Source organism: Hymenobacter caeli (assembly GCF_013294115.1).
GTDB lineage: Bacteria > Bacteroidota > Bacteroidia > Cytophagales > Hymenobacteraceae > Hymenobacter > Hymenobacter caeli.
On the sequence record NZ_JABSNP010000011.1, the window covers coordinates 128,044 to 146,837 of the forward strand.

Annotated in this window: 19 protein-coding genes and 1 other RNA gene; 13 read left to right on the plus strand and 7 right to left on the minus strand. The window is 63.5% G+C overall.

Annotation, left to right across the window (positions count from 1 at the left end):
• Nucleotides 1-73: 73 nt before the first annotated feature.
• On the minus strand, nucleotides 74-1,903 hold the full coding sequence (locus HNP98_RS12975) for a tetratricopeptide repeat protein (RefSeq protein WP_173810495.1): 1,830 nt from the start codon (nucleotides 1,901-1,903) through the stop codon (nucleotides 74-76).
• A gap of 162 nt (nucleotides 1,904-2,065) precedes the next feature.
• Here HNP98_RS12975 and HNP98_RS12980 point away from each other — a divergent pair, with 162 nt between their 5' ends.
• The gene (locus HNP98_RS12980) at nucleotides 2,066-2,734 is read left to right on the plus strand and encodes a DUF1361 domain-containing protein (RefSeq protein WP_173810496.1); all 669 of its coding nucleotides are present in this window, start codon (nucleotides 2,066-2,068) and stop codon (nucleotides 2,732-2,734) included.
• A 292-nt stretch (nucleotides 2,735-3,026) separates the two neighbouring features.
• Here HNP98_RS12980 and HNP98_RS21565 read toward each other — a convergent pair whose 3' ends face one another.
• The 3 genes from HNP98_RS21565 to HNP98_RS12995 all read right to left on the minus strand — a co-directional run bounded on the left by HNP98_RS21565 (nucleotide 3,027) and on the right by HNP98_RS12995 (nucleotide 4,208).
• Nucleotides 3,027-3,305 (minus strand): hypothetical protein, encoded by a 279-nt coding sequence (locus HNP98_RS21565; RefSeq protein WP_217425759.1) that lies wholly within the window; start codon nucleotides 3,303-3,305, stop codon nucleotides 3,027-3,029.
• 127 nt (nucleotides 3,306-3,432) lie between these two features.
• On the minus strand, nucleotides 3,433-3,588 hold the full coding sequence (locus HNP98_RS12990) for a DUF433 domain-containing protein (protein ID WP_246275123.1): 156 nt from the start codon (nucleotides 3,586-3,588) through the stop codon (nucleotides 3,433-3,435).
• Between the two features lie 83 nt (nucleotides 3,589-3,671).
• Nucleotides 3,672-4,208 carry a hypothetical protein gene (locus tag HNP98_RS12995; protein WP_173810497.1) on the minus strand — a complete coding sequence of 179 codons (537 nt, stop codon included), beginning with the start codon at nucleotides 4,206-4,208 and terminating at the stop codon, nucleotides 3,672-3,674.
• 321 nt (nucleotides 4,209-4,529) lie between these two features.
• Here HNP98_RS12995 and dgt point away from each other — a divergent pair, with 321 nt between their 5' ends.
• The 3 genes from dgt to HNP98_RS13010 all read left to right on the plus strand — a co-directional run bounded on the left by dgt (nucleotide 4,530) and on the right by HNP98_RS13010 (nucleotide 8,290).
• Nucleotides 4,530-5,909 carry a dGTP triphosphohydrolase gene (gene dgt, locus HNP98_RS13000; RefSeq protein WP_173810498.1) on the plus strand — a complete coding sequence of 460 codons (1,380 nt, stop codon included), beginning with the start codon at nucleotides 4,530-4,532 and terminating at the stop codon, nucleotides 5,907-5,909.
• Between the two features lie 307 nt (nucleotides 5,910-6,216).
• The gene (locus tag HNP98_RS13005; RefSeq protein WP_173810499.1) at nucleotides 6,217-7,539 is read left to right on the plus strand and encodes a family 1 glycosylhydrolase; all 1,323 of its coding nucleotides are present in this window, start codon (nucleotides 6,217-6,219) and stop codon (nucleotides 7,537-7,539) included.
• Nucleotides 7,540-7,552: 13 nt separating this feature from the next.
• On the plus strand, nucleotides 7,553-8,290 hold the full coding sequence (locus HNP98_RS13010) for an SDR family NAD(P)-dependent oxidoreductase (protein WP_173810500.1): 738 nt from the start codon (nucleotides 7,553-7,555) through the stop codon (nucleotides 8,288-8,290).
• A gap of 102 nt (nucleotides 8,291-8,392) precedes the next feature.
• On the opposite strand, the gene guaA is transcribed toward HNP98_RS13010, so the two are convergent.
• The gene (guaA, locus tag HNP98_RS13015; RefSeq protein WP_173810501.1) at nucleotides 8,393-9,928 is read right to left on the minus strand and encodes a glutamine-hydrolyzing GMP synthase; all 1,536 of its coding nucleotides are present in this window, start codon (nucleotides 9,926-9,928) and stop codon (nucleotides 8,393-8,395) included.
• Nucleotides 9,929-10,012: 84 nt separating this feature from the next.
• Here guaA and ffs point away from each other — a divergent pair.
• From ffs to HNP98_RS13060, 9 genes are all read left to right on the plus strand, one after another.
• An RNA gene (gene ffs, locus HNP98_RS13020) (signal recognition particle sRNA small type) lies at nucleotides 10,013-10,110 on the plus strand.
• A gap of 183 nt (nucleotides 10,111-10,293) precedes the next feature.
• Entirely contained in the window at nucleotides 10,294-10,950 is a 657-nt protein-coding gene (fsa, locus tag HNP98_RS13025) for a fructose-6-phosphate aldolase (RefSeq protein ID WP_173810502.1), read from the plus strand.
• Nucleotides 10,951-11,050: 100 nt separating this feature from the next.
• On the plus strand, nucleotides 11,051-11,254 hold the full coding sequence (locus HNP98_RS13030; RefSeq protein WP_173810503.1) for a fructose-6-phosphate aldolase: 204 nt from the start codon (nucleotides 11,051-11,053) through the stop codon (nucleotides 11,252-11,254).
• Nucleotides 11,255-11,260: 6 nt separating this feature from the next.
• Entirely contained in the window at nucleotides 11,261-11,938 is a 678-nt protein-coding gene (locus HNP98_RS13035) for a cell division ATP-binding protein FtsE (RefSeq protein WP_173810504.1), read from the plus strand.
• Between the two features lie 54 nt (nucleotides 11,939-11,992).
• Nucleotides 11,993-12,886 (plus strand): glycosyltransferase family 2 protein, encoded by an 894-nt coding sequence (locus HNP98_RS13040; protein WP_173810505.1) that lies wholly within the window; start codon nucleotides 11,993-11,995, stop codon nucleotides 12,884-12,886.
• Between the two features lie 46 nt (nucleotides 12,887-12,932).
• Entirely contained in the window at nucleotides 12,933-14,069 is a 1,137-nt protein-coding gene (locus HNP98_RS13045; RefSeq protein WP_246275124.1) for a DegT/DnrJ/EryC1/StrS family aminotransferase, read from the plus strand.
• A 96-nt stretch (nucleotides 14,070-14,165) separates the two neighbouring features.
• Nucleotides 14,166-15,197, plus strand: coding sequence for a Gfo/Idh/MocA family protein (locus HNP98_RS13050; protein WP_173810506.1), 1,032 nt, complete (start codon nucleotides 14,166-14,168; stop codon nucleotides 15,195-15,197).
• A 42-nt stretch (nucleotides 15,198-15,239) separates the two neighbouring features.
• Nucleotides 15,240-15,467, plus strand: coding sequence for a DUF433 domain-containing protein (locus HNP98_RS13055; RefSeq protein WP_173810507.1), 228 nt, complete (start codon nucleotides 15,240-15,242; stop codon nucleotides 15,465-15,467).
• Nucleotides 15,451-15,774 carry a hypothetical protein gene (locus HNP98_RS13060; RefSeq protein ID WP_173810508.1) on the plus strand — a complete coding sequence of 108 codons (324 nt, stop codon included), beginning with the start codon at nucleotides 15,451-15,453 and terminating at the stop codon, nucleotides 15,772-15,774. The genes HNP98_RS13055 and HNP98_RS13060 overlap by 17 nt, the downstream gene beginning before the upstream one ends.
• Nucleotides 15,775-15,879: 105 nt before the next feature.
• Here the strand turns inward: HNP98_RS13060 and HNP98_RS13065 are convergent, their stop codons facing one another.
• Both HNP98_RS13065 and HNP98_RS13070 read right to left on the minus strand, forming a co-directional pair.
• On the minus strand, nucleotides 15,880-17,370 hold the full coding sequence (locus tag HNP98_RS13065; RefSeq protein ID WP_173810509.1) for a lipopolysaccharide biosynthesis protein: 1,491 nt from the start codon (nucleotides 17,368-17,370) through the stop codon (nucleotides 15,880-15,882).
• A gap of 32 nt (nucleotides 17,371-17,402) precedes the next feature.
• Nucleotides 17,403-18,776: a DUF7033 domain-containing protein gene (locus tag HNP98_RS13070; protein WP_173810510.1), complete on the minus strand. Its 1,374-nt coding sequence runs from the start codon at nucleotides 18,774-18,776 to the stop codon at nucleotides 17,403-17,405.
• Nucleotides 18,777-18,794 lie beyond the last annotated feature (18 nt).

Genomic DNA, 18,794 nt, shown 5'->3' on the forward strand with positions numbered 1-18,794 from the left:
TCACCCTTCAATGAGTATAACAAGCCAACGCACGAATTGAAAAGCTCATAACGCATAACCCGCAACTCACAACTCACTTCACCACGCGCACGTCCAGCCCGTCGAGCCGGGTGATGGGCACCACCTGGTTGTCGCGGAAGCCGTTGGGGTAGTCGTAGCCCTGGAACACGGCCCCCGGCGCGGCCCCCTCGGTGGCCAGGGGGGGCTGGAACGCGGGGCCGAACTGGGCCAGCGCGGCCCCAAAAAACAGCAGCAGGTCGTAGCCCTGGCCCGCGTAGGGGCTGGGCGGCAGGTGCTGGTGCTGCAAGTAGAGCTGCCGGAAGCGCCGGTAGCCCGGGGCTCCCTCGTCGATGAACTTGGGCTGCACGAAGTACGTGCCGGGCCCGTTGAGCTGGCCGGGGTCGAGGCGCGGGTTGTCGAGCCAGGCCCCCGAGGCCAGCAGCGGCGGCCGGGCGGCGGCCGGCGCGCTGCGCTGCACGCCCAGGAAGTAGGGGCCCGCCTTGCGGCTGTCGGAGGCCACCACCAGGTGGCCGGCCCCGGCCAAATCGAGGCCCGTGCTGGCGGCGGCGAGGCTCTCGTCCGCGTCGGGGTTGAAGCGGCGGCGGGCGCTAATCTTCCCGCCCAGCGCCTCGAACGTGGCCTGGTAGGTGTCGGCGAAGGCGGTTTCGTCGCGGGCGTCCTCGTGCAGCAGCACGGCCGGCCGGCCGATGCCGAAGGCCGCCGCCGCGAACTGCGCCGCCAGCCGGCCCTGGGTGGCCGCGCTGGGGCTGTTGAGGAAGTGCCAGGGGTTGTCGAGCACCAGGTCGCCGTCCTGCGAGAGCGGGTTCACGCACACAATCTGGTGCTCCTGGGCGTAGCGGCCCAGCAGCCGGGCCCCCGCCTTGTACACCGGCCCAATCAGCAAATCCATGCCGGCCAGCTCGGGCAGGGCCAGCACCTGCTTCAGCTTCAGGGTGTCGGCCCCGGTGTCGTAGGCGAAAAGCTGCACCGGGTGGCCGGCCCGTTGCAGCGAGTCCTGGGCCAGGCGCAGGCCGGCGTAGAGGTCGGTCACGAACTGGTTTTTGCGCAGCTTCTGCCAGCTCGGGTCGTCCAGCTCGAAGGGCAGCAGCACGGCCACGTTGTAGCTGGTTTTGTGGGCCGCGGCGTGGGCCACGGGGCGCGGGGCCAGGGCCCCGGCGTAGCGGGCGCGGTCGAGGTGGAACTTGTCAATCAGCGCGTCGAGCTGGGGCCGGTCGGCCTCGGTGCCGAAGCCGATGGGCGCGGCCAGGCGGTCGGCGTAGGCGCGGGCCAGGGCGGCATCGTCGGGGCTGCGGCGCAGCAGGCGCTGCCAGGTGGCCCGCTCGTTGAGGCGGGGCAGGTAGGCGGCCTTTAGCGCGTCGCGCTCGGCGTCCAGCTTCCCGGCCGGAATGGCCCCAAGCGTTTTCAGGGCCGTGTCGTAGTCGCCCTGCTCCAGCGACACCTGGCCTTGCAGCAGCAGCGCTTCGGGCAGGGCGGGGTAGGCGGGGTACTCGGCCCGCAGCAGGTTGAGGAGCTGCTCGGCGTCGGCCCACTGCCGGAGGCGGGCGTTGGCCACGGCGGCCAGGTAGGCGGCGTCGGCGGCGTGGGCGAAGCGGGCGGCGGGCTGGGCCAGGGGCTCCAGCGCGGCCAGCGCGGCGGCGTACTGGCCCTGGTCGAGCAGGGCTTTGCCGGCGCGGTAGCGGGCATCGGGCGGGGTGGGCTTCGCGCCGGCTTTGCCGACGGGCTTGGCCACGTCGGGCTTGGCCGCTGCTTTCGCCGCCGGCTTCGCCGCGCCGGCCTTGGCCGGGGGCCCCGCGGCCGGCGCTTGGGCCGCGGCGGCCAGCGGCGGCAGGGCCCCCAGCAGCAGGCAAAACAACCGGAACCGGCGGGTAGAAGCAAAGGGCATGAGCGGCGCGGGATGAACAGTGCGGGGTGGGTGGCCCCGCAAAAGTACGCAGGGCCCGGGCCCCCCGGTGGGCCGTGCAGCCCCCGGAAGGCAACGAAGCCCGCGCCCGCGGCTCCGAAGCCCTGCGCCAACCGCCGGGGCCCGGGCCGTACTTTCGCCGGCATGGAACCCACCTTGCCCTTCACCCGCACCCGGGTTACGCTGCTGTTCGTGCTGGCCCTGTCGGTGGGCCTGAGCCTGTTTCTGATTGCCGGGCGGGTGGTGGTCACCCACCAAATCCGGTTCCTGTTCCTGGCCTGGAACCTCTTCCTGGCCGCCATCCCCTACGCGCTGAGTACCCTGCTCGGGCTGGCCCGGGGGCCCCTGCGGGCGCGGCTGCTGCTGCCGGTGGGGGCGGCGTGGCTGCTGTTTTTTCCTAATGCGCCCTACCTCGTCACCGACCTCTTCCACCTCGACGAGCGCCCCGACGCCCCGCTCTGGTTCGACCTGGCCCTCATCCTCTCCTGCGCCTGGAACGGCCTGATGCTGGCCTACGCCTCGCTGGCCGACATGCAAACCCTGGTGCGCCTGCGCCTGGGGCCCCTGGCCGGCTGGGCCTTCGCCACGGTGGCGCTGCTGCTCAGCAGCTTCGGCATCTACCTGGGCCGCTACCTGCGCTACAACTCCTGGGACATCCTGGCCAACCCGCTCACCCTCTTCTACGACATCCTCGACCGGCTGCTGCACCCCTTCGCCTACCCCCGCACCTGGGGCGTAACGGTGGTATTCGGCGCGTTCCTATTGCTAGGTTATGGAACCGTTAGGGTGTTAGGGCGGGCCCAGGCGGAGTAGGAAAGGGGTAGTGCGTCGTAAACCGAAATCCTTTTTATTTATACAGTGGTTTCCACTTGCCTTTTTTGAAAAACACATTTCCGAACTTGGGAGAGTTGAAGACCAAATAAAATCCTCCGTTTCTGCGATATACAGTAGGATTAGTAGTTAGAATATGGTGCGTTGGCTGCTCCATATCCATAACGGGAACTTCAGAGCTATTTGGCTTTACTGTACTGAAACTGCCCCTAAAAACCTTCGTTGTCAAGCTTTCTTCCATTACATAAAAGACTATTGAATTATCAGACCTAATTTAAAATTTGAAGCTTTTGTATTGCCAATCAGCTTGTTTTCCTGGGTACTGATTCCGGTCAATTACATATTGACCGTAAAAATCGTCTTTATCCAAATACGGTTTAGGACCTAAAAAATTAACCATTCCAACAAATAATACTAGGCTAATAATTCCTGCCCAAATACCTAAAAGTATTTTGCCAAAAATAATTTTACCTGATCCAGCCCAAACAAGTACGAGCAGTACTGTCAGTGGTAGTAATATAAATATAAAGAATAAATTAAAGCCAAATCCCATTTCGTGCGATTTTAATTATATAAATTTGGTACTTATCAAGCAGGGGCTTCATATAGTTGCTGGTTGCGCGACGTTTTTAAAAATCAGTAATTTATTAGCAGTTTCCAGCACTGCTGCCGCCTGCGCTTTAGTTACCGTAGGGAAGTCGTCTAAAAAAATCATCCAGCGAAACGCCAGCTTCCAGGTGGTCAAACAGCGACTCTACCGGAACCCTGGTTCCGGTAAATACTGGTTGGCCGCCTAGTATATCTTGGTCAGTGGTTATCAGTATATGAATATTCATAATTAAAAATGAGTAATCTAACAGAGATTTATTATTTATTTTACATTTTGCTCACTGTTATGTGTTTGCAATACTAATTCAAATTAGGAACTAGATGGGTTGGTGTTGGAGCTATTTTTTGATTCTTCTATTTGTATCCGTTCAATAGACTCTAATTTAATCAATGTGTTTATGTTTGAGATAACTAAAAGGTTATCCATCATTGAATGGTATTCATCTTCCCCTTTTTTTAGTTCCGAGGCAGTTATATAAATCATTTTTTCATTCCCAAATTTTATTTGAAAGATTTGAGGATACAATGTGACAAAATGATAATTCCTATTGAGATCCAAAATCCCTGTCTCCTTCCAATCTATCTTAAAATCGACAATTTTTTGTCCCACAATATCAGTCCATTTGGTTTCTTCTGAAACATCCCACTTTTGTTCATAGGTGTTTGTGTTTTCTGTAAAATCAATTAATTTTGAGATTACACCATAGCTGCAAAAGGTGCTTTCCCAATAAATAAAAATAGTTTCTCTATCTGTCTTGAAATATATGGAATGATCAAGTGTGTCGACATCTGGATATTTGGTCTCGTAGCAGGGCCCGGGATTAATGTTGTCTCCCTCTTCGTTCATGAAGTATTTTAATTCTCCATAAATGATTGCACGAATTGTTTGCCCAATAAACATTTGTCGGCACTCGTTCTCATAAGGGATTGTTCCTCTGTTAATATCATTTTTAGATTATTTCAGATGTCCGTAAGTGTTACTGTTGTGTAATGGAGTAGTTTATCAGTGTACAGATTAGTTACTGCAAGTTAGCTAAGAAGAGCAGTCTATCTCAACCGTTCAATCAGGTATCTTCAAATATTGGCTGCCTTGTAGTAAAAATGCATTTATAAACTGTCTATTAAAGAATCTTTTTCCCTAATTCGCCGCCCCTACCTTCGCGGCCGTATGCCCGAACCCATGTCTTGGCCGCGCTTGCTCTCGCAGCGCCGCTTCCCCGACCAGCAACTGCCGCCCACCAGTGCGGCCCCCGTGCGTGGGGCCTTCGTGCAGGACTACGACCGGGTGGTGTTCAGCTCCGCGTTTCGGCGCTTGCAGCGCAAAACCCAGGTGATGCCGCTGCCCGAAACCGACTTTGTGCACACCCGCCTCACGCACTCGCTCGAAACGGCCGTGGTGGGCCGCTCGCTGGGCCGCCTCGCCGCCCGCCACCTGCTCGACGCCGACGACGCCCTGGCCCGGCTGCTGCCCAACCTCGACCAGGACTGCGGCGACATCGTGGCCGCCGCCTGCCTGGCCCACGACATCGGCAACCCGCCCTTCGGCCACTCCGGCGAAGACGCCATCAGCAGCTACTTCGCCAGCGCCGCCGCGGCCCCGCACCTGGCCGGCCTGTCGGATGCTGAAGTGGCCGATTTGCAGCACTTTGAGGGCAACGCGGCCGGTTTTCGCATCCTCACCCACACCTACGCGGCCCACAGCACCGGCACCGCCGGCCTGGGCCTCACCTACGCCACGCTGGGGGCCTTCACGAAGTACCCCAAGCCGAGCGTGGTGCCCACCGGGGCCCGCACGGGCGGCGCGTCGGAGAAGAAATACGGCCACTTCCAGGCCGAAAACGTCCGGTTTCGCCACGTGGCCGACGCGCTGGGCCTGCTGCCCAAAGACGCGGCGGCCGGCTTCTACCACCGCCACCCGCTGGCGTTTCTGGTGGAGGCGGCCGACGACCTCTGCTACCGCATCATCGACTTCGAGGACGGCCTCAAGCTGGGCCTCGTCGCCTCGGAAACCGGCCTGCCGCTGCTCAAAGCCATGCTCGGCGACCCGGCCGGGCGCGTGGGCAGCGTGCGGTGGCACGACTGGCGCGAGGAGCTGGGCTACGTCCGGGCCCGCCTCATCGGCAAGCTGGTGGGGGAGGTGGCCGCGCTGTTTGCCCGCCACGCCCCGGCCATCCTGCGCGGCGGCTACGACCAGCCGCTCATCAAGGAGCTGGGCTGCTACGCTGAGTTGCAGGAAGTGCAGCGCCTGAGCATCGAGCGCCTCTACCGCAGCCGGCCGGTGCTCGAAATCGAGGCCGCCGGCTTCGAGGTGCTCGGGGGCCTGCTGGATGCGTTTCTGTGCGCCACCTTCGACGCCGGGGCCGGCCACCGCGCCCGCAAATTGCTCGACCTCGTGCCCGACCAGTTCCGCGCCGTGGGGCCCCAGGCCGGGGCCTCGGCCTACGAAAAAATCCTGCTCCTCACCGACTACGTGGCCGGCATGACCGACCAGAACGCGCTGAGCCTCTACAAAACCATCAAGGGCATCGAGCTGCCGAAAGGGTTTTAGACGGTTGTTTAAGAGGGGGTGGTCCGGCGACTTTTTCTGTCGTCGGGCCACTCTTTTTGAAAAACGGTGGCTCCGGGCTACCGTCAGAGTGGCCCGACGAAGCCCTTCGGGCAATTCGCCGGACCACCCCGTGTCAGACCACCGCCGGATTTCAATGTGAGATGTTGAGCCGCGAGGGCTAGAGTTGCTGCGGCAATGCGGGCTTGAAAATGAAGGGGTTGTGAAGCCGAACAATTTTGGCTGGCGGGGTAACCCCGGCGTTTGCCTGGCCGTTACGAATGGCCCGTACCCCACCCCAACCTGTTCAATGGCGTCTTCCCAATTCCTCTTTGCCACGGGCATCGAAAACAGCAACCCCACCATCCAAAACGGCACGGTGCGCGTGGACGAGCTGGAAAAATGCGGCCACTACAAGTTCTGGCAGAAAGATTTTGAATTGGTGCAGGAGCTGGGCATCGGGTTTTTGCGCTACGGCCCGCCCATCCACACCACCTGGCTGGGCGTGGGCAAGTACGACTGGTCGTTTGCCGACGTGACGTTCCAGGACCTGCACCGGCGCAACATCGTGCCCATCGTGGACCTGTGCCACTTCGGGGTGCCCGACTGGCTGGGCAACTTCCAGAACCCCGATTTCCCGGCGCTGTTCGCCGAGTACGCGGGGGCCTTTGCCCGGCGTTACCCGTGGGTGCAGCTCTACACGCCGGTGAACGAGATGTACATCTGCGCCGAGTTTTCGGGCCTGTACGGCTGGTGGAACGAGCAGCTGCGCAGCGACCAGGCCTTCGTGACGGCCCTCAAGTACATCGTGAAGGCCAACGTGCTGGCCATGCACGCCATCACGGCGGTGCGGCCCGACGCGCTGTTCATCCAGAGCGAGTCGTCGGAGTACTTCCACGCGTCGAGCCCGGCGGCCATCAAGCCCGCCGAAGTGCTCAACGCCAAGCGCTTCCTCTCGCTCGACCTCAACTACGGCCGGCGCGTGGACTCCGACATGTACGAGTACCTGCTGGACAGCGGGATGACGCGCGACGAGTACCACTTCTTCCTGGAGAACAACCTCAAGCACCAGTGCATCATGGGCAACGACTATTACCAGACCAACGAGCACCGCGTGCGCGAGGACGGCAGCACGGTGGCCTCGGGCGAAATCTTTGGCTACCACGTCATCACCACCCAGTACCACGACCGCTACCGCCTGCCGGTGATGCACACCGAAACCAACCTCTGGCAGGGCCCCCGGGGCGACGAGGCCGTGAACTGGCTCTGGAAGGAGTGGGCCAACGTGATGCGCGTGCGCAACGACGGCGTGCCCATCGTGGGCTTCACCTGGTATTCGCTCACCGACCAGGTGGACTGGGACACGGCCCTGCGCGAAAACAACGGCAACGTGAACCCGCTGGGCCTCTACGACCTGGACCGCAACATCCGCCCCGTGGGCGCGGCCTACAAGAAGCTCATCAGCCAGTGGCAGCAGGTGCTGCCCGCCCAGAGCATGGCCTTGCAGCTGCCCATCATCATGCCCCAGGACAGCGGCCAGGCCCCGGACCTCCAGCAGCAGGCCGCGGCCAAACAAGCCCAGCAAGACCCCGCCACCGCCGCCAGCAACGCCCAGCCCGCAGGGGCCCACTAACCCACCTCACCCCATGCGTTTCCAAGACAAAGTAGTGATTATCACCGGCGGGGCCAGCGGCATCGGCCTGGCCACCGCCAAGCGCCTGGCTTCGGAAGGGGCCCGCATTGTGCTGGCCGACATCAACCAGGACAACCTCGACCAGGCGGTGCCCGAGGTGCAGCAGGCCGGCGCGCCCGACGTGCTGCCCAGCATGTGCAACGTGGCCAAGGAAGACGAGGTAATGGCCACCGTAAAAGCCACGCTCGACAAGTTCGGTCGCCTCGATGCGGTAATCAACAACGCCGGCCTGATGCAATTCAAGGCCCTGGAGGAGCTGAGTGGCGACGACTGGCTGCGGGTGCTGAGCGTGGACCTGCTGGGCGCGTTTTACTTCACCAAGCAGGCCTTTTTGCACATGAAGCCCGGCGGCGCGGTCGTGAACGTGTCCAGCATCCACGCCGTGGCCACCGAGGCCCTGGTGGCCCCCTACGCCGCCGCCAAGGCCGCCGTGCTCTCGCTCACCCGCTCGTCGGCCATCGAGGGGGCCCCCAAAGGCCTGCGCATCAACTCGGTGCTGCCCGGGGCCATCGATACGCCCATGCTCTGGAACAACCCCAACGTGAAATCGGGCGTCGAAAAAATCAACCCCAGCGACGTGGGCAAGCCCGAAAACGTGGCCGCCGCCATTGCCTTCCTGGCCTCCGACGACGCCGAGTTCGTGCAAGGCTCCGAGCTGCTGGTCGACGGCGGCCGGCTCGACCACTTGTAGGGTCCGGCAAGCTTCCCTGCGTAATGAAAAAGGCCGCTCCGGATTACCGGAGCGGCCTTTTTCATTACGCAAAACCCTGAAAAATCTGTCGAATCCGTGGTCCTATTCCCACTCAATGGTGGCCGGGGGCTTGCTCGAAATGTCGTACACCACGCGGTTGATGCCGCGCACCTGGTTGATGATTTTGTTGCTAACCTCGGCCAGGAACTCGTAGGGGAGGTGGGCCCAGTCGGCGGTCATGCCGTCCACGCTGGTCACGGCGCGCAGGGCCACTACCCGCTCGTAGGTGCGCTCGTCGCCCATCACGCCCACGCTTTGCACGGGCAGCAGCATCACGCCGGCCTGCCACACCTGGTCGTAGAGGCCGTGCTCTTTTAATAAATTAATGAACACGCCGTCGGCGCGCTGGAGCAGGTCCACTTTCTCGGGCGTGATGTCGCCGAGGATGCGGATGCCCAAGCCGGGGCCCGGGAAGGGGTGGCGGTGCAGGATTTCGCCCGGCAGGCCCAGCGTGGCCCCCACCTCGCGCACCTCGTCTTTGAAGAGCATGCGCAGCGGCTCCACGATTTTGAGGTTCATCTTTTCGGGCAAGCCGCCCACGTTGTGGTGGCTCTTGATGGTCACCGACGAGCCGTGCACCGACACCGACTCGATGACGTCGGGGTAAATGGTGCCCTGGGCCAGCCAGCGGGCCCCTTCCACCTTCTGGGCCTCGCGGTCGAACACCTCGATGAAGGTGCGGCCGATGGCCTTGCGCTTCTGCTCGGGGTCGGTGAGGCCGGCCAGGGCGGCGTAGAACTCGGCCCCGGCTTCCACGCCGGTCACGTTCAGGCCCAGGCCCTCGTAGGCCTTCAGCACGGAGGCAAACTCGTCCTGCCGCAGCAGGCCGTTGTCCACGAAGATGCCGTGCAGCCGGGGCCCCACGGCGCGGTGCAGCAGCAGGGCTGCCACGCTGCTGTCCACGCCGCCCGAGAGGCCCAGAATCACCTGGTCGTCGGGCCCGATGGTGTGTTGCAGCGCGGCCACGGCCGAGTCCACGAAGTGCTCGGGCGTCCAGCTCTGCGTGCAGCCGCAGATGTCGATGACGAAGTTCTTAAGCAACTGCTTGCCTTCCGTGGAGTGCGTGACTTCGGGGTGGAACTGGATGCCGTAGGTGGCCTGGCCTTCGATTTCGTAGGCCGCCACCGCCACTTCGGGCGTGCCGGCAATGGCCAGGAAGCCGGCGGGCAGCGTTTTGATGGTGTCGCCGTGCGACATCCACACCTGCGAGCCGGGCGTGAGGCCGTGCAGCAGCGGGTGGTGCTGGTTGAGGTGCGAAAGGCGGGCCCGGCCGTACTCGCGGATGGTGGCCGGCAGCACCTCGCCGCCGCCCTGCTGGGCCAGCAGCTGGGCCCCGTAGCACACGCCCAGCACCGGCACGCGGCCCAGCAAATGGCTCAAATCGGGGTTGGGGGCGTCGAAATCGCGCACCGAGCAGGGCGAGCCCGACAAAACAACGCCCCGGATGTCGTCGCCTAAAGCGAGGTCCGGGGCGTGGGTGTAGGGGTGAATTTCGCAGAACACGTGCAGCTCGCGGATGCGCCGGGCGATGAGCTGGGTGTACTGCGAGCCAAAATCCAAAATGACGATACGTTCCATGCCGCAAAGGTAGGGCGGGCCCCCTTGCGGGCCCAACGCCCGAAAGAATCTTGTGCCAACCCCCGATTTTTGCCTACCTTTGCAGCGGCAAGTCAGAACGACCAGCTCCTGCTGAACTCCCCCAGGACCGGAAGGTAGCAAGGGTAGGCGGTCGATGCGGTGCGATTTTGGCTTGCTTTTTTTTGTCTTTTCCCGTCGGCCCCGGTGCTGCTCCGTTTCGCTTTCCGGCGAGGCAGCGAGTAGCTTTGGGGCCGACTCTTTTTGTATTAGCTGTTAGCTGGCAGCCGTTAGCTGTTAGCTTTTGTTCTGGTGGCCGGTTTGAAAAAGCAGCTAGCAGCTAATAGCCACCCGCTAACCGCTTACACATGAAGTTCTTTCTTGATACCGCCAACCTGGCCGACATCCGCGAAGCCGTGGAGCTGGGCGTGCTCGACGGCGTGACCACCAACCCCTCGCTCATGGCCAAAGAAGGCGTGCGCGGCGTGGACAGCGTGCTGGGCCACTACCGCCACATCTGCGAACTGGTGGACGGCGACGTGTCGGCCGAAGTAATTGCTACCGACTACAACGGCATCCTGCGCGAGGGCGAGGTGCTGGCCGAGCTGCACCCCAACATCGTGGTGAAAGTGCCCATGACCCGCGACGGCGTGAAGGCCATCCGCTACTTCTCCGACAAAGGCATTAAAACCAACTGCACGCTGGTGTTTTCGGCCGGGCAGGCGCTGCTGGCCGCCAAAGCCGGCGCTACCTACGTGTCGCCCTTCGTGGGCCGCCTCGACGACATCGGGGCCGACGGCCTCCAGCTCGTCGAGCAAATCGTGCAGATTTACGGCAACTACGGCTACGAAACCCAGGTGCTGGCCGCCTCCGTGCGCCACGTGCCCCACCTCATCCAGTGCGCCGAAATTGGGGCCGACGTCGTGACGTGCCCGCTCAGTGTCATCCTGGGCCTGCTCCACCACCCGCTCACCGACAAAGGCCTGGCCACGTTCCTGGCCGACCATGCGAAGGTGAATGCATAATTAATTGTTGGAGGTTGGGTGTTTAATTGTTTTTCGAAATAGAAAGCCAATTAGCCCGTTTTAAAAACAATTAGACACCCAACATTTAAACAATTAATCTGTGTACATCATCAAAGTCAAGGGCAAGGCCAAAATTCCGGATTATATCCAGCTGCGCGACGAGCAGTTTGTGCTCATCGCCTATTTCCGGGCCGACCGGCCGCTGAAGGATTTGCACCGCTACGGCCTCGAAGGCAAGGAAATAGAGCTGGCGGCCGTCATCTCGCAACTGGAATTTGGCAAGCTCCGCCCGTTAGCCATTTAATGCCCGATGCCGGAAATTCTCATCGAATTGCGCGATGCCACCGTGATGCAGGAAGAGCAGGCGGTGCTGCAAGGCGTAACGTTTGCGCTGGCCAAGAGTGAATTTGCTTACCTGGTGGGCCGCACCGGGTCGGGCAAGTCGTCGCTGCTCAAAACCCTCTACGCCGACCTGCCCCTGCTGGTGGGCACCGGCGCGGTGGCGGGCTTTGCCCTGCCGCGGCTGCCGGCCGGTAAGGTGCCGTACCTGCGCCGCCAGCTGGGCATTGTGTTTCAGGATTTCCAATTGCTGCCCGACCGCACGGTGGCCGAAAACCTGCTCTTCGTGCTCAACGCCACGGGTTGGAAGGGCAAGGCCCGCAAGCAGCAGCGCATCGCCGACGTGCTGGCCCGCGTGGGCCTGAGCAGCGCCGCGGGCCGCATGCCGCACCGCCTCTCGGGCGGCGAGCAGCAGCGCGTGGTCATCGCCCGGGCCCTGCTCAACGAGCCGGCATTGCTGCTCGCCGACGAGCCCACCGGCAACCTCGACCCCGAAGTGGCCGACAGCATCATGCAGTTGTTCACGGAAATCAACCACGCCGGCACCGCCGTTTTGATGGCCACGCACAATTTCCAGGTCATTGACAAATACCCGCACCGCGTCCTCACCTGCAAAGACGGCCAACTGCTGGACTCGGCGCAGAGTTAATTAATTCGCATCGAATTAATTTGTTGAAAAATAATTTCAATCAGCGTCAATTAAATGCCCGGCCTGTCGGTACTGATTCCGGTGTACAACCGGCCGGTGGCGGAATTAATTACCGCGCTGGTGGCGCAGGCCCCGCAGTGGCCGGGGCCCGTCGAAATCTGTTTGTTGGATGACGGCTCCGCGGAAGAATTCCGGGGGGCCAACCGGGCCCTGGCCGCGCAGCCGGGCGTGCGCTACCAGGAGCTGCCGCGCAACGTGGGCCGGGCCGCGGTGCGCAACCGGCTCGCCGCCGGGGCCCGGCACGAATGGCTGCTGCTGCTCGACAACACCGGCCAGCTGCCCGACGGCCAGTTCCTGGCCCGCTACGCCGCCGCGCTCGGCCGGGCCCCGGTACTGGCCGGGGGCGTGTGCTACGCCCCCGGGCCCCCCGCCGACCCCGCCCAGTATTTGCGCTGGCACTACGGCCGGCGGCGCGAAGCCCGGCCGCTGGCCCAGCGCCAGGCCGCGCCCTACGACCAGCTATTAGTAAACAATCTACTGCTGAGCAAGGAGTTGCTGCTAAGATTTCCGCTTGATGAAAGCCTGCGGGGCTACGGCCACGAGGACACCAAGCTCGGGTGGCAGCTGGCGGCGGCGGCCGTGCCCGTACTACACCTGGAAAACCCCGTGTGGCACGCGGGCCTGGAAACCGCCGCTGCATTCCTGGCAAAGTCGGAGCAAGGGGTGCGCAACCTGGCGCAGCTGCTTGGCGAGAGTGGCCCGGGGGCCGATTCGCGGCTGGTGCGGGCCGCCCGGCGGCTGCGCCGCGCCGGGCTGGCCCCGGCGGCCCGGGGGCTGCTGGCGGCGGCGGCCCCCGCGCTGTGCCGCCACCTGCTGGGCCCCCGCCCGGCCCTGGCCGCCCTCGACGCCCTGAAGCTGGGGTGGCTGCTGGCGGCACTGCCCGCCTGAGGCCCGCCGCCGGCTACCTTTGCCCGCCCACGCCCGCCTTTCCCGCTTGAACCAGCCGCTTGCCCCGATACGCCTGCTCGATTTGGCCGCCGAGCACGCGGCCCTGCAACCCGCGCTGGACGATGCCGTGCGCGAAACGCTGGCGGAGGCCGCGTTTATCCAGGGCCCGGCGGTGGGGCAGTTCGCCGCCGAGCTGGGGGCCTATCTTGGCGGGGCCCGGGTGGTGCCCTGCGCCAACGGCACCGACGCCCTCACGCTGGCCCTGCTGAGCCTGGACTTGCCGGCCGGGGCCGAGGTCATCGTGCCGGCCTTCACCTACGTGGCCACCCTGGAGGCCGCCGCCCTGCTGGGCCTGCGCCCCGTGCTGGCCGACGTGCGCCCCGACACCTTCAACCTCGACCCGGTGGCCGTGGCAGCGGCCCTCACGCCGCGCACCGGGGCCATCATCGCCGTGCACTTGTTTGGGCAATGCGCCGACTTGGCGGCACTGGGGGCCCTGGCCGACCGCCGCGGCGTGGCCCTGATTGAAGACAACGCCCAGGCCCTGGGGGCCACCTATCGGCTGGCTGATGGTGCCACGGCCTACGCCGGCACGGTGGGCACGGTGGGCACCACATCCTTTTTTCCGTCGAAAAACCTGGGGGCCCTGGGCGACGGCGGGGCCCTGCTCACCCGCGACCCGGCCCGCGCTGCGCTGCTCCAGCAGCTGGCCAACCACGGCCAAAGCGCGAAATACTGCCACCAGCGCATCGGCCTCAACTCGCGCCTCGACACCCTGCAAGCCGCCCTGCTGCGCGTGAAACTGCGCCAGCTGCCCGCCAATACCGCCGCCCGCCAGGCCGTGGCCGCCCGCTACGACGGGGCCCTGGCCGCCGTGCCCGGCCTGGCCGTCCCGGCCCGCGACCCGCGCAGCAGCCACGTCTTTCACCAGTACACCGTTACGCTGGCCACCCCGGCGCACCGCGACGCCCTGCGGGCCCACCTGCACCAGCACGGCGTGCCCACGATGGTGTACTACCCGCTGCCCGTGCACCAGCAGCCGGCCTATGCTTATTTGGGCTACCGGGCGGGGCAGTTTCCCGTGGCCGAGCGGCTGTGCGAAACGGTGCTTTCGCTGCCGATGCACCCGCTGCTGACGGTAGAGCAGGCGGAATACATTGGGGCGGCGGTAAAACGGTTTTAGTGATTTTGCGCACAGAGTTCACGGAGTTTCACAGAGGTTGGCCCCAATAACACGCTACGAAACTCCGTGAACTCTGTGCGAAATTTTTGAACGCAGATGACTGACCAGGATAATTTTCCGCCCGTTCGCTTTGCCATTTGCGGCGTGGGCCACATCGGCCGCCGCCACGCCGCGCTGGTGGCCCAGCGGCCCGGGGCCCGGCTGGTGGCCCTGATTGACGAGCGGGACGAGCTGCGGGCGGGCCTGGCGGCCGAGTTTCCCGGTGTGCCGTTCTTTCGTTCGCTCGAAGAATACCTCGCCCAGGGCCCCGCGGCCGACGTGCTCACCGTGGCCACGCCCAACGGCTGGCACGCCCGGCAGGCAGTGGCCGGCCTGCGCCACGGCCTGCACGTGGTGGTGGAAAAACCCCTGGCCCTGACCGTGGCCGACGCCCGCGCCATCGTGGAAACGGCGCAGCAAACCGGCCGCCTGGTGTTCGGGGTGATGCAAAACCGCTACTCGCCGCCCGCCGCCTGGCTCAAGCAGCTCGTGGACGCGGGCCGGCTGGGCGACATCTACTTGGTGCAAATGAGCTGCTTCTGGAACCGCGACGCCCGCTACTACCAGCCCGGCGGCTGGCGCGGCACCCGGGCCCTCGACGGCGGCACGCTCTTCACCCAATTCAGCCACTTCGTCGATTTGCTGTACTGGGTGTTCGGCGACGTGGCCAACCTCACGGCCCGCTTCCGCGACTTCAACCACCAGGGCATCACCGAGTTTGAAGACAGCGGCTTGGTCACGTTTGACCTGGTGCGCGGCGGCAGCGGCACGCTGGCCTACAGCACCGCCGTGTGGGACCGCAACCTCGAAAGCAGCCTCACCGTGGTGGCCCAGCGCGGCAGCCTGCGCATCGCCGGCCAGTACCTGGATAAAGTGGCCTACTGCCACGTGCAGGACTACGCCCTGCCCGCGCTGCCGCCCACCAACCCCGCCAACCACTACGGCCCCTACCAGGGCTCGGCCGCCAACCACGTGCAGGTGGTTGACAACGTGGTGGAAACGCTGCACCGCGGCGCGGCGGCCACCACAAACGCGGCGGAAGGCCTAAAAGTGGTGGAAATAATCGAGCGGATTTACGCGCTGAAATAGTTTTGACGTACTTTTAATCGTTACGCTCACTTCCCAATTGCCATGAAAGCCATCAACAGCGACCCGGAAATTCTTGGCGGTACCCTCGTCTTTAACGGTACGCGGGTACCCATTAAAAACCTGTTTGATTACTTGGAAACGGGGGAAACCATTGAGGAGTTTCTTGCTGATTTTCCTTCCGTTGCCCGGGACCAGGTGCTGGGGGTGCTGGCGTTTTCGCAGCAGATTCTCAGTGCTTCCACACAACTGCTGCATGAAAATCCCGCTTGATGAATGCGTTACCCGCAAACTGAAAAGTCGTTTGTCGCAACACGAGGTTTTTACCGTGACGGAAAGGCAATGGAACGGTCTAAAAAATGGCAACCTGATGCGTGCCGCTATTGGAGAAGGGTTCGACGTGCTGTTGACAATCGACAAAAATCTGGCTTTTCAACAAAATATGAGTCAGTATTTTAACATTGTAGCCGTACTGAACGTTGAGAAAAGTAAGATTTCTTTTCTGGAAGATATATTACCGGCTTTCACCAGCCTGCTCCCCACGTTTGTAAAAGGCAATGCTTACCTGATTGAGAAGTAATCGCGGCTGCTTCTAAACAATTACAAAAGATGAATACAACGTGGCGCGGCAGTGTGTTGTCGGCAGAAATACGTTGATACAGGTAAGTTCCCGCCCGCTAGTCAATTAATTTTGCCATCGGGTTACCCGGGCCCAACCCTTGGCCCACAGCGCGTTCACTTCCGGCGCGGCGCGGGTGAGCAGCAGGCCGGCCCCGTAGAACACCGTGAGCGCTCCGCCGCGCACCAGCAGCGCCCCCCAGAGGCCGGGCGGCACGGGCAGCAGCCACGTGGCCACCCCGGCCGCCGCCGCCACGGCCCCGATGGCCGGGATGCGCCGGTCGAACGGCTGCAGGCCGTAGGCGTACCACACGAACCAGGTGCGCAGCGAGTTGTAGCCCACCAGCGCCAGGCCGTTCGAGAGGGCCGCGCCGGCCAGGCCCAGGCGCGGGATGAGCAGCGCGTTCAGCCCGACGATGGCCAGGGCCAGGCCGGCGTTGAACACCAAATCGAAGCGGTAGCGGGGCGAGGTGACGACGATGATGCCGTTCACGCCGGTGATGCCGTCCACGAGCCGGCCCACGAGCAGCAGCAGCACAGCGGTGGTGCCGGCAGCGTAGGCCGGGCGGTGGATGAGGCCGTAGATGAAGTCCAGGTTCAGGGCCAGGCCCAGGCCCAGGTAGCAGCCCAGCACGGTGTTCAGGCGGGTGGTGAGGGTGTAAAAAGCGGCCATCTCGGCCATTTTCCCCTCTTTCCAATAGCCGGCGATGAGCGGAAACGCCGTTTTGTAGAGGGCCCGGAAGGGCAGCGTGAGGGCCGTGCTGATGTTGAAGGCAATGGCGTAGATGCCGGCCGCCGCCAGGCTGAGCTTGGCCCCCACCATCAGCGCGTCGATGGTGACCATGACGGTGCCCGAGAGGTTGCTGAGCAGCGTGAACCCACCGAAGGCCAGCAGCTCGCGCAGCGGGCGCACCCGCAGCACCGCCCGCGTGGGCCGCAGGTGCAGCTCGCCGATGGCCAGCAGGTAGGCCGCCAGCAGGGCTGCCACCAGCGCGTAGCCGCCCACGTAGGCCAGCACGAAGCCGTGGAACGACAGCACCCCGCGCCAGTACAGCAGCGCGGCCCCCACGATGTAGAGCCGCAGCAGGATTTCCTGCAAAAACGCGGAAAACGCGGTGTGGAACAGCGATTTCAGGTAGGCGTCTTGCAGCGAGAGCAGCAGCACGGCCAGCGTGAGCAGGATAACGGCCGGGTAGTTGGGGCCCAGCAGGCCGGCATCGGCAGCGTACTGCTTCAGCACCAGTCCCTTGCCGGCCCATAGGAGCCCCGCCACCGCCACAAAGCCCAGCAGCGGCACGCCCAGCAGCAGGGGCAAAAAGCCCGAATGCCCGTTGGCGGGGTTGCGGAAGTAGGGGAAGTAGCGCAGCGCCGTGCTGGCAAACCCGAACGCCGCCAGCTGCGCCGCGATTGCGGCCAGCGACACCATCACCGAGGTAAGGCCCAGCTGCGTCGGCGTGAGCAAGCGCGTGAGTATTAGCGTGCTGCTAACGAACCCGATGCCCAGGCCGACGTAAGAAATCAGGGTGTTGCGGAGGCCCTGGCGTTGAACAATGCCCAAGTGGAGAGAAGATAAATAGAAACACCGGGGCCCTACGCCGCCGGAAACCGGGCCCAAATTTCGGCACCCGTCAGGAAAGCCGCCCCGCGGCCGCGCAGCCAGCCCATGATTTCGTGGAACTGCCGGGGCCCGTTGGCGACGTTGGCCGGGTCGAAGTTCTGGTTGTGCCACAGCACCGAGGCCACGCCGCCAAATTTTTCTACCTCGGCCAACATGGGCGTCAGCGCCGGCAAAATCTCAGCGGGCCCCAGCTGCAAGTAGCTGGGGTGGTGCAGGGTAGTATCCATTACGTTGAGTGGGATTTCGAGAAAACAATGGGCTTGCCCGTGCTGAAAATCAAAGGGAAAGAAAGGGTGGCAGTAGGAATTCCGAAAGCCGAAATGCTCGGCGAAACCTAGGGTTGAATCGTAGGAGTCGCCGGCCTGGTTTAAGATACTAGGGGTCAGACGCGACTCCCAGCGCAGGTAATGGAAGCGGTTGCCACACCATTCTGCATCAAGCACTATCTGCCGCTCGGCGTCAAAACGGGCGAAATTATCAGCCGTCCCGATGCTGGCGTGCAGGGCCATTTCGTGGCCTTGCTTCGCCAGATTGCCCAGCCGCTGCCATAGCCGGGGCGTGAGCCGGTAATCGGCGTTGGGGGTGCCATCGGCCCCGGGCCGGTGCTGGGGCAATACGAAAAACGTGGACCGGGCCCCGTGCTGCGCGGTGGCGGTGGCCACGGCTTCGAGGTTGTCCCAGGCGTCGGGCCGCGTCCAGTGCCGCCACAGCTGCCGGGCAAATGCCAGTGGCCGGCCCGCTCGCAGAGCCGCCTTGGCCGGGGCTTTCCAACCGCCGTGCAGGTTGTCCACGTCGTGGCTGATGAAGGCGGCGAACGGGGCCCCGGGAGCCCAGGGGCGCGGGCGCAGCGGCTGCCCGGTGGCGTGCTCCACGGCCGTCTTCAGCACGTCGAAATAATAATTGACCACCGGCAGCGCCACGAAGCCGTACCGCGCCTGCACGCTGGCCGCGTAGGGAAACCGCCCGTGCCGGTCGCGCGCATCCGAGAAAAATTCCTGCCAGCCGCTGAGCAAATAGAAAGCGGCCGACACCACATCGGCGCTGATTTCGGCCCGGCCCGGCGTCAGCGTCAGCAGGGGCTGGGCCCCGGCATCGAAGAAAAACGGCACCCGCTGGCCGCGCCACTCGCGCCAGTAAGGGGCGGGCGGGTACGGCTGATTCTGGGTGAAAAAATCTGCGCTGCCGGGCGCCACTGTGACGGGTAGCTGGTTGCCGGCGTAACCAATCAGATGACCCGGCACCCCGGCGTAGGCCAGGCCGAAATGCCGCAGCACGTAAGCCAGCCGCGTCTCGTCCGAAACGGGCGCGGTGGGCGGCAGGGCAGGGGCAGCGGCGGGGGCGGGCATGGGCGCGAAGGTAGGGCG

Excerpts from the sequence above, each read along its gene's own strand:
- fsa (WP_173810502.1), top strand. The coding sequence starts at position 10,294 with ATGAAGTTCTTTCTTGATACCGCCAACCTGGCCGACATCCGCGAAGCC.
- HNP98_RS13035 (WP_173810504.1), top strand. The coding sequence starts at position 11,261 with ATGCCGGAAATTCTCATCGAATTGCGCGATGCCACCGTGATGCAGGAA.
- HNP98_RS12995 (WP_173810497.1), bottom strand. The coding sequence starts at position 4,208 with ATGAACGAAGAGGGAGACAACATTAATCCCGGGCCCTGCTACGAGACC.
- HNP98_RS13050 (WP_173810506.1), top strand. The coding sequence starts at position 14,166 with ATGACTGACCAGGATAATTTTCCGCCCGTTCGCTTTGCCATTTGCGGC.
- HNP98_RS13055 (WP_173810507.1), top strand. The coding sequence starts at position 15,240 with ATGAAAGCCATCAACAGCGACCCGGAAATTCTTGGCGGTACCCTCGTC.
- guaA (WP_173810501.1), bottom strand. The coding sequence starts at position 9,928 with ATGGAACGTATCGTCATTTTGGATTTTGGCTCGCAGTACACCCAGCTC.
- HNP98_RS13010 (WP_173810500.1), top strand. The coding sequence starts at position 7,553 with ATGCGTTTCCAAGACAAAGTAGTGATTATCACCGGCGGGGCCAGCGGC.
- HNP98_RS13070 (WP_173810510.1), bottom strand. The coding sequence starts at position 18,776 with ATGCCCGCCCCCGCCGCTGCCCCTGCCCTGCCGCCCACCGCGCCCGTT.
- HNP98_RS21565 (WP_217425759.1), bottom strand. The coding sequence starts at position 3,305 with ATGGGATTTGGCTTTAATTTATTCTTTATATTTATATTACTACCACTG.
- HNP98_RS13005 (WP_173810499.1), top strand. The coding sequence starts at position 6,217 with ATGGCGTCTTCCCAATTCCTCTTTGCCACGGGCATCGAAAACAGCAAC.
- HNP98_RS12975 (WP_173810495.1), bottom strand. The coding sequence starts at position 1,903 with ATGCCCTTTGCTTCTACCCGCCGGTTCCGGTTGTTTTGCCTGCTGCTG.
- HNP98_RS12990 (WP_246275123.1), bottom strand. The coding sequence starts at position 3,588 with ATGAATATTCATATACTGATAACCACTGACCAAGATATACTAGGCGGC.
- HNP98_RS13040 (WP_173810505.1), top strand. The coding sequence starts at position 11,993 with ATGCCCGGCCTGTCGGTACTGATTCCGGTGTACAACCGGCCGGTGGCG.
- HNP98_RS12980 (WP_173810496.1), top strand. The coding sequence starts at position 2,066 with ATGGAACCCACCTTGCCCTTCACCCGCACCCGGGTTACGCTGCTGTTC.
- HNP98_RS13060 (WP_173810508.1), top strand. The coding sequence starts at position 15,451 with ATGAAAATCCCGCTTGATGAATGCGTTACCCGCAAACTGAAAAGTCGT.
- dgt (WP_173810498.1), top strand. The coding sequence starts at position 4,530 with ATGCCCGAACCCATGTCTTGGCCGCGCTTGCTCTCGCAGCGCCGCTTC.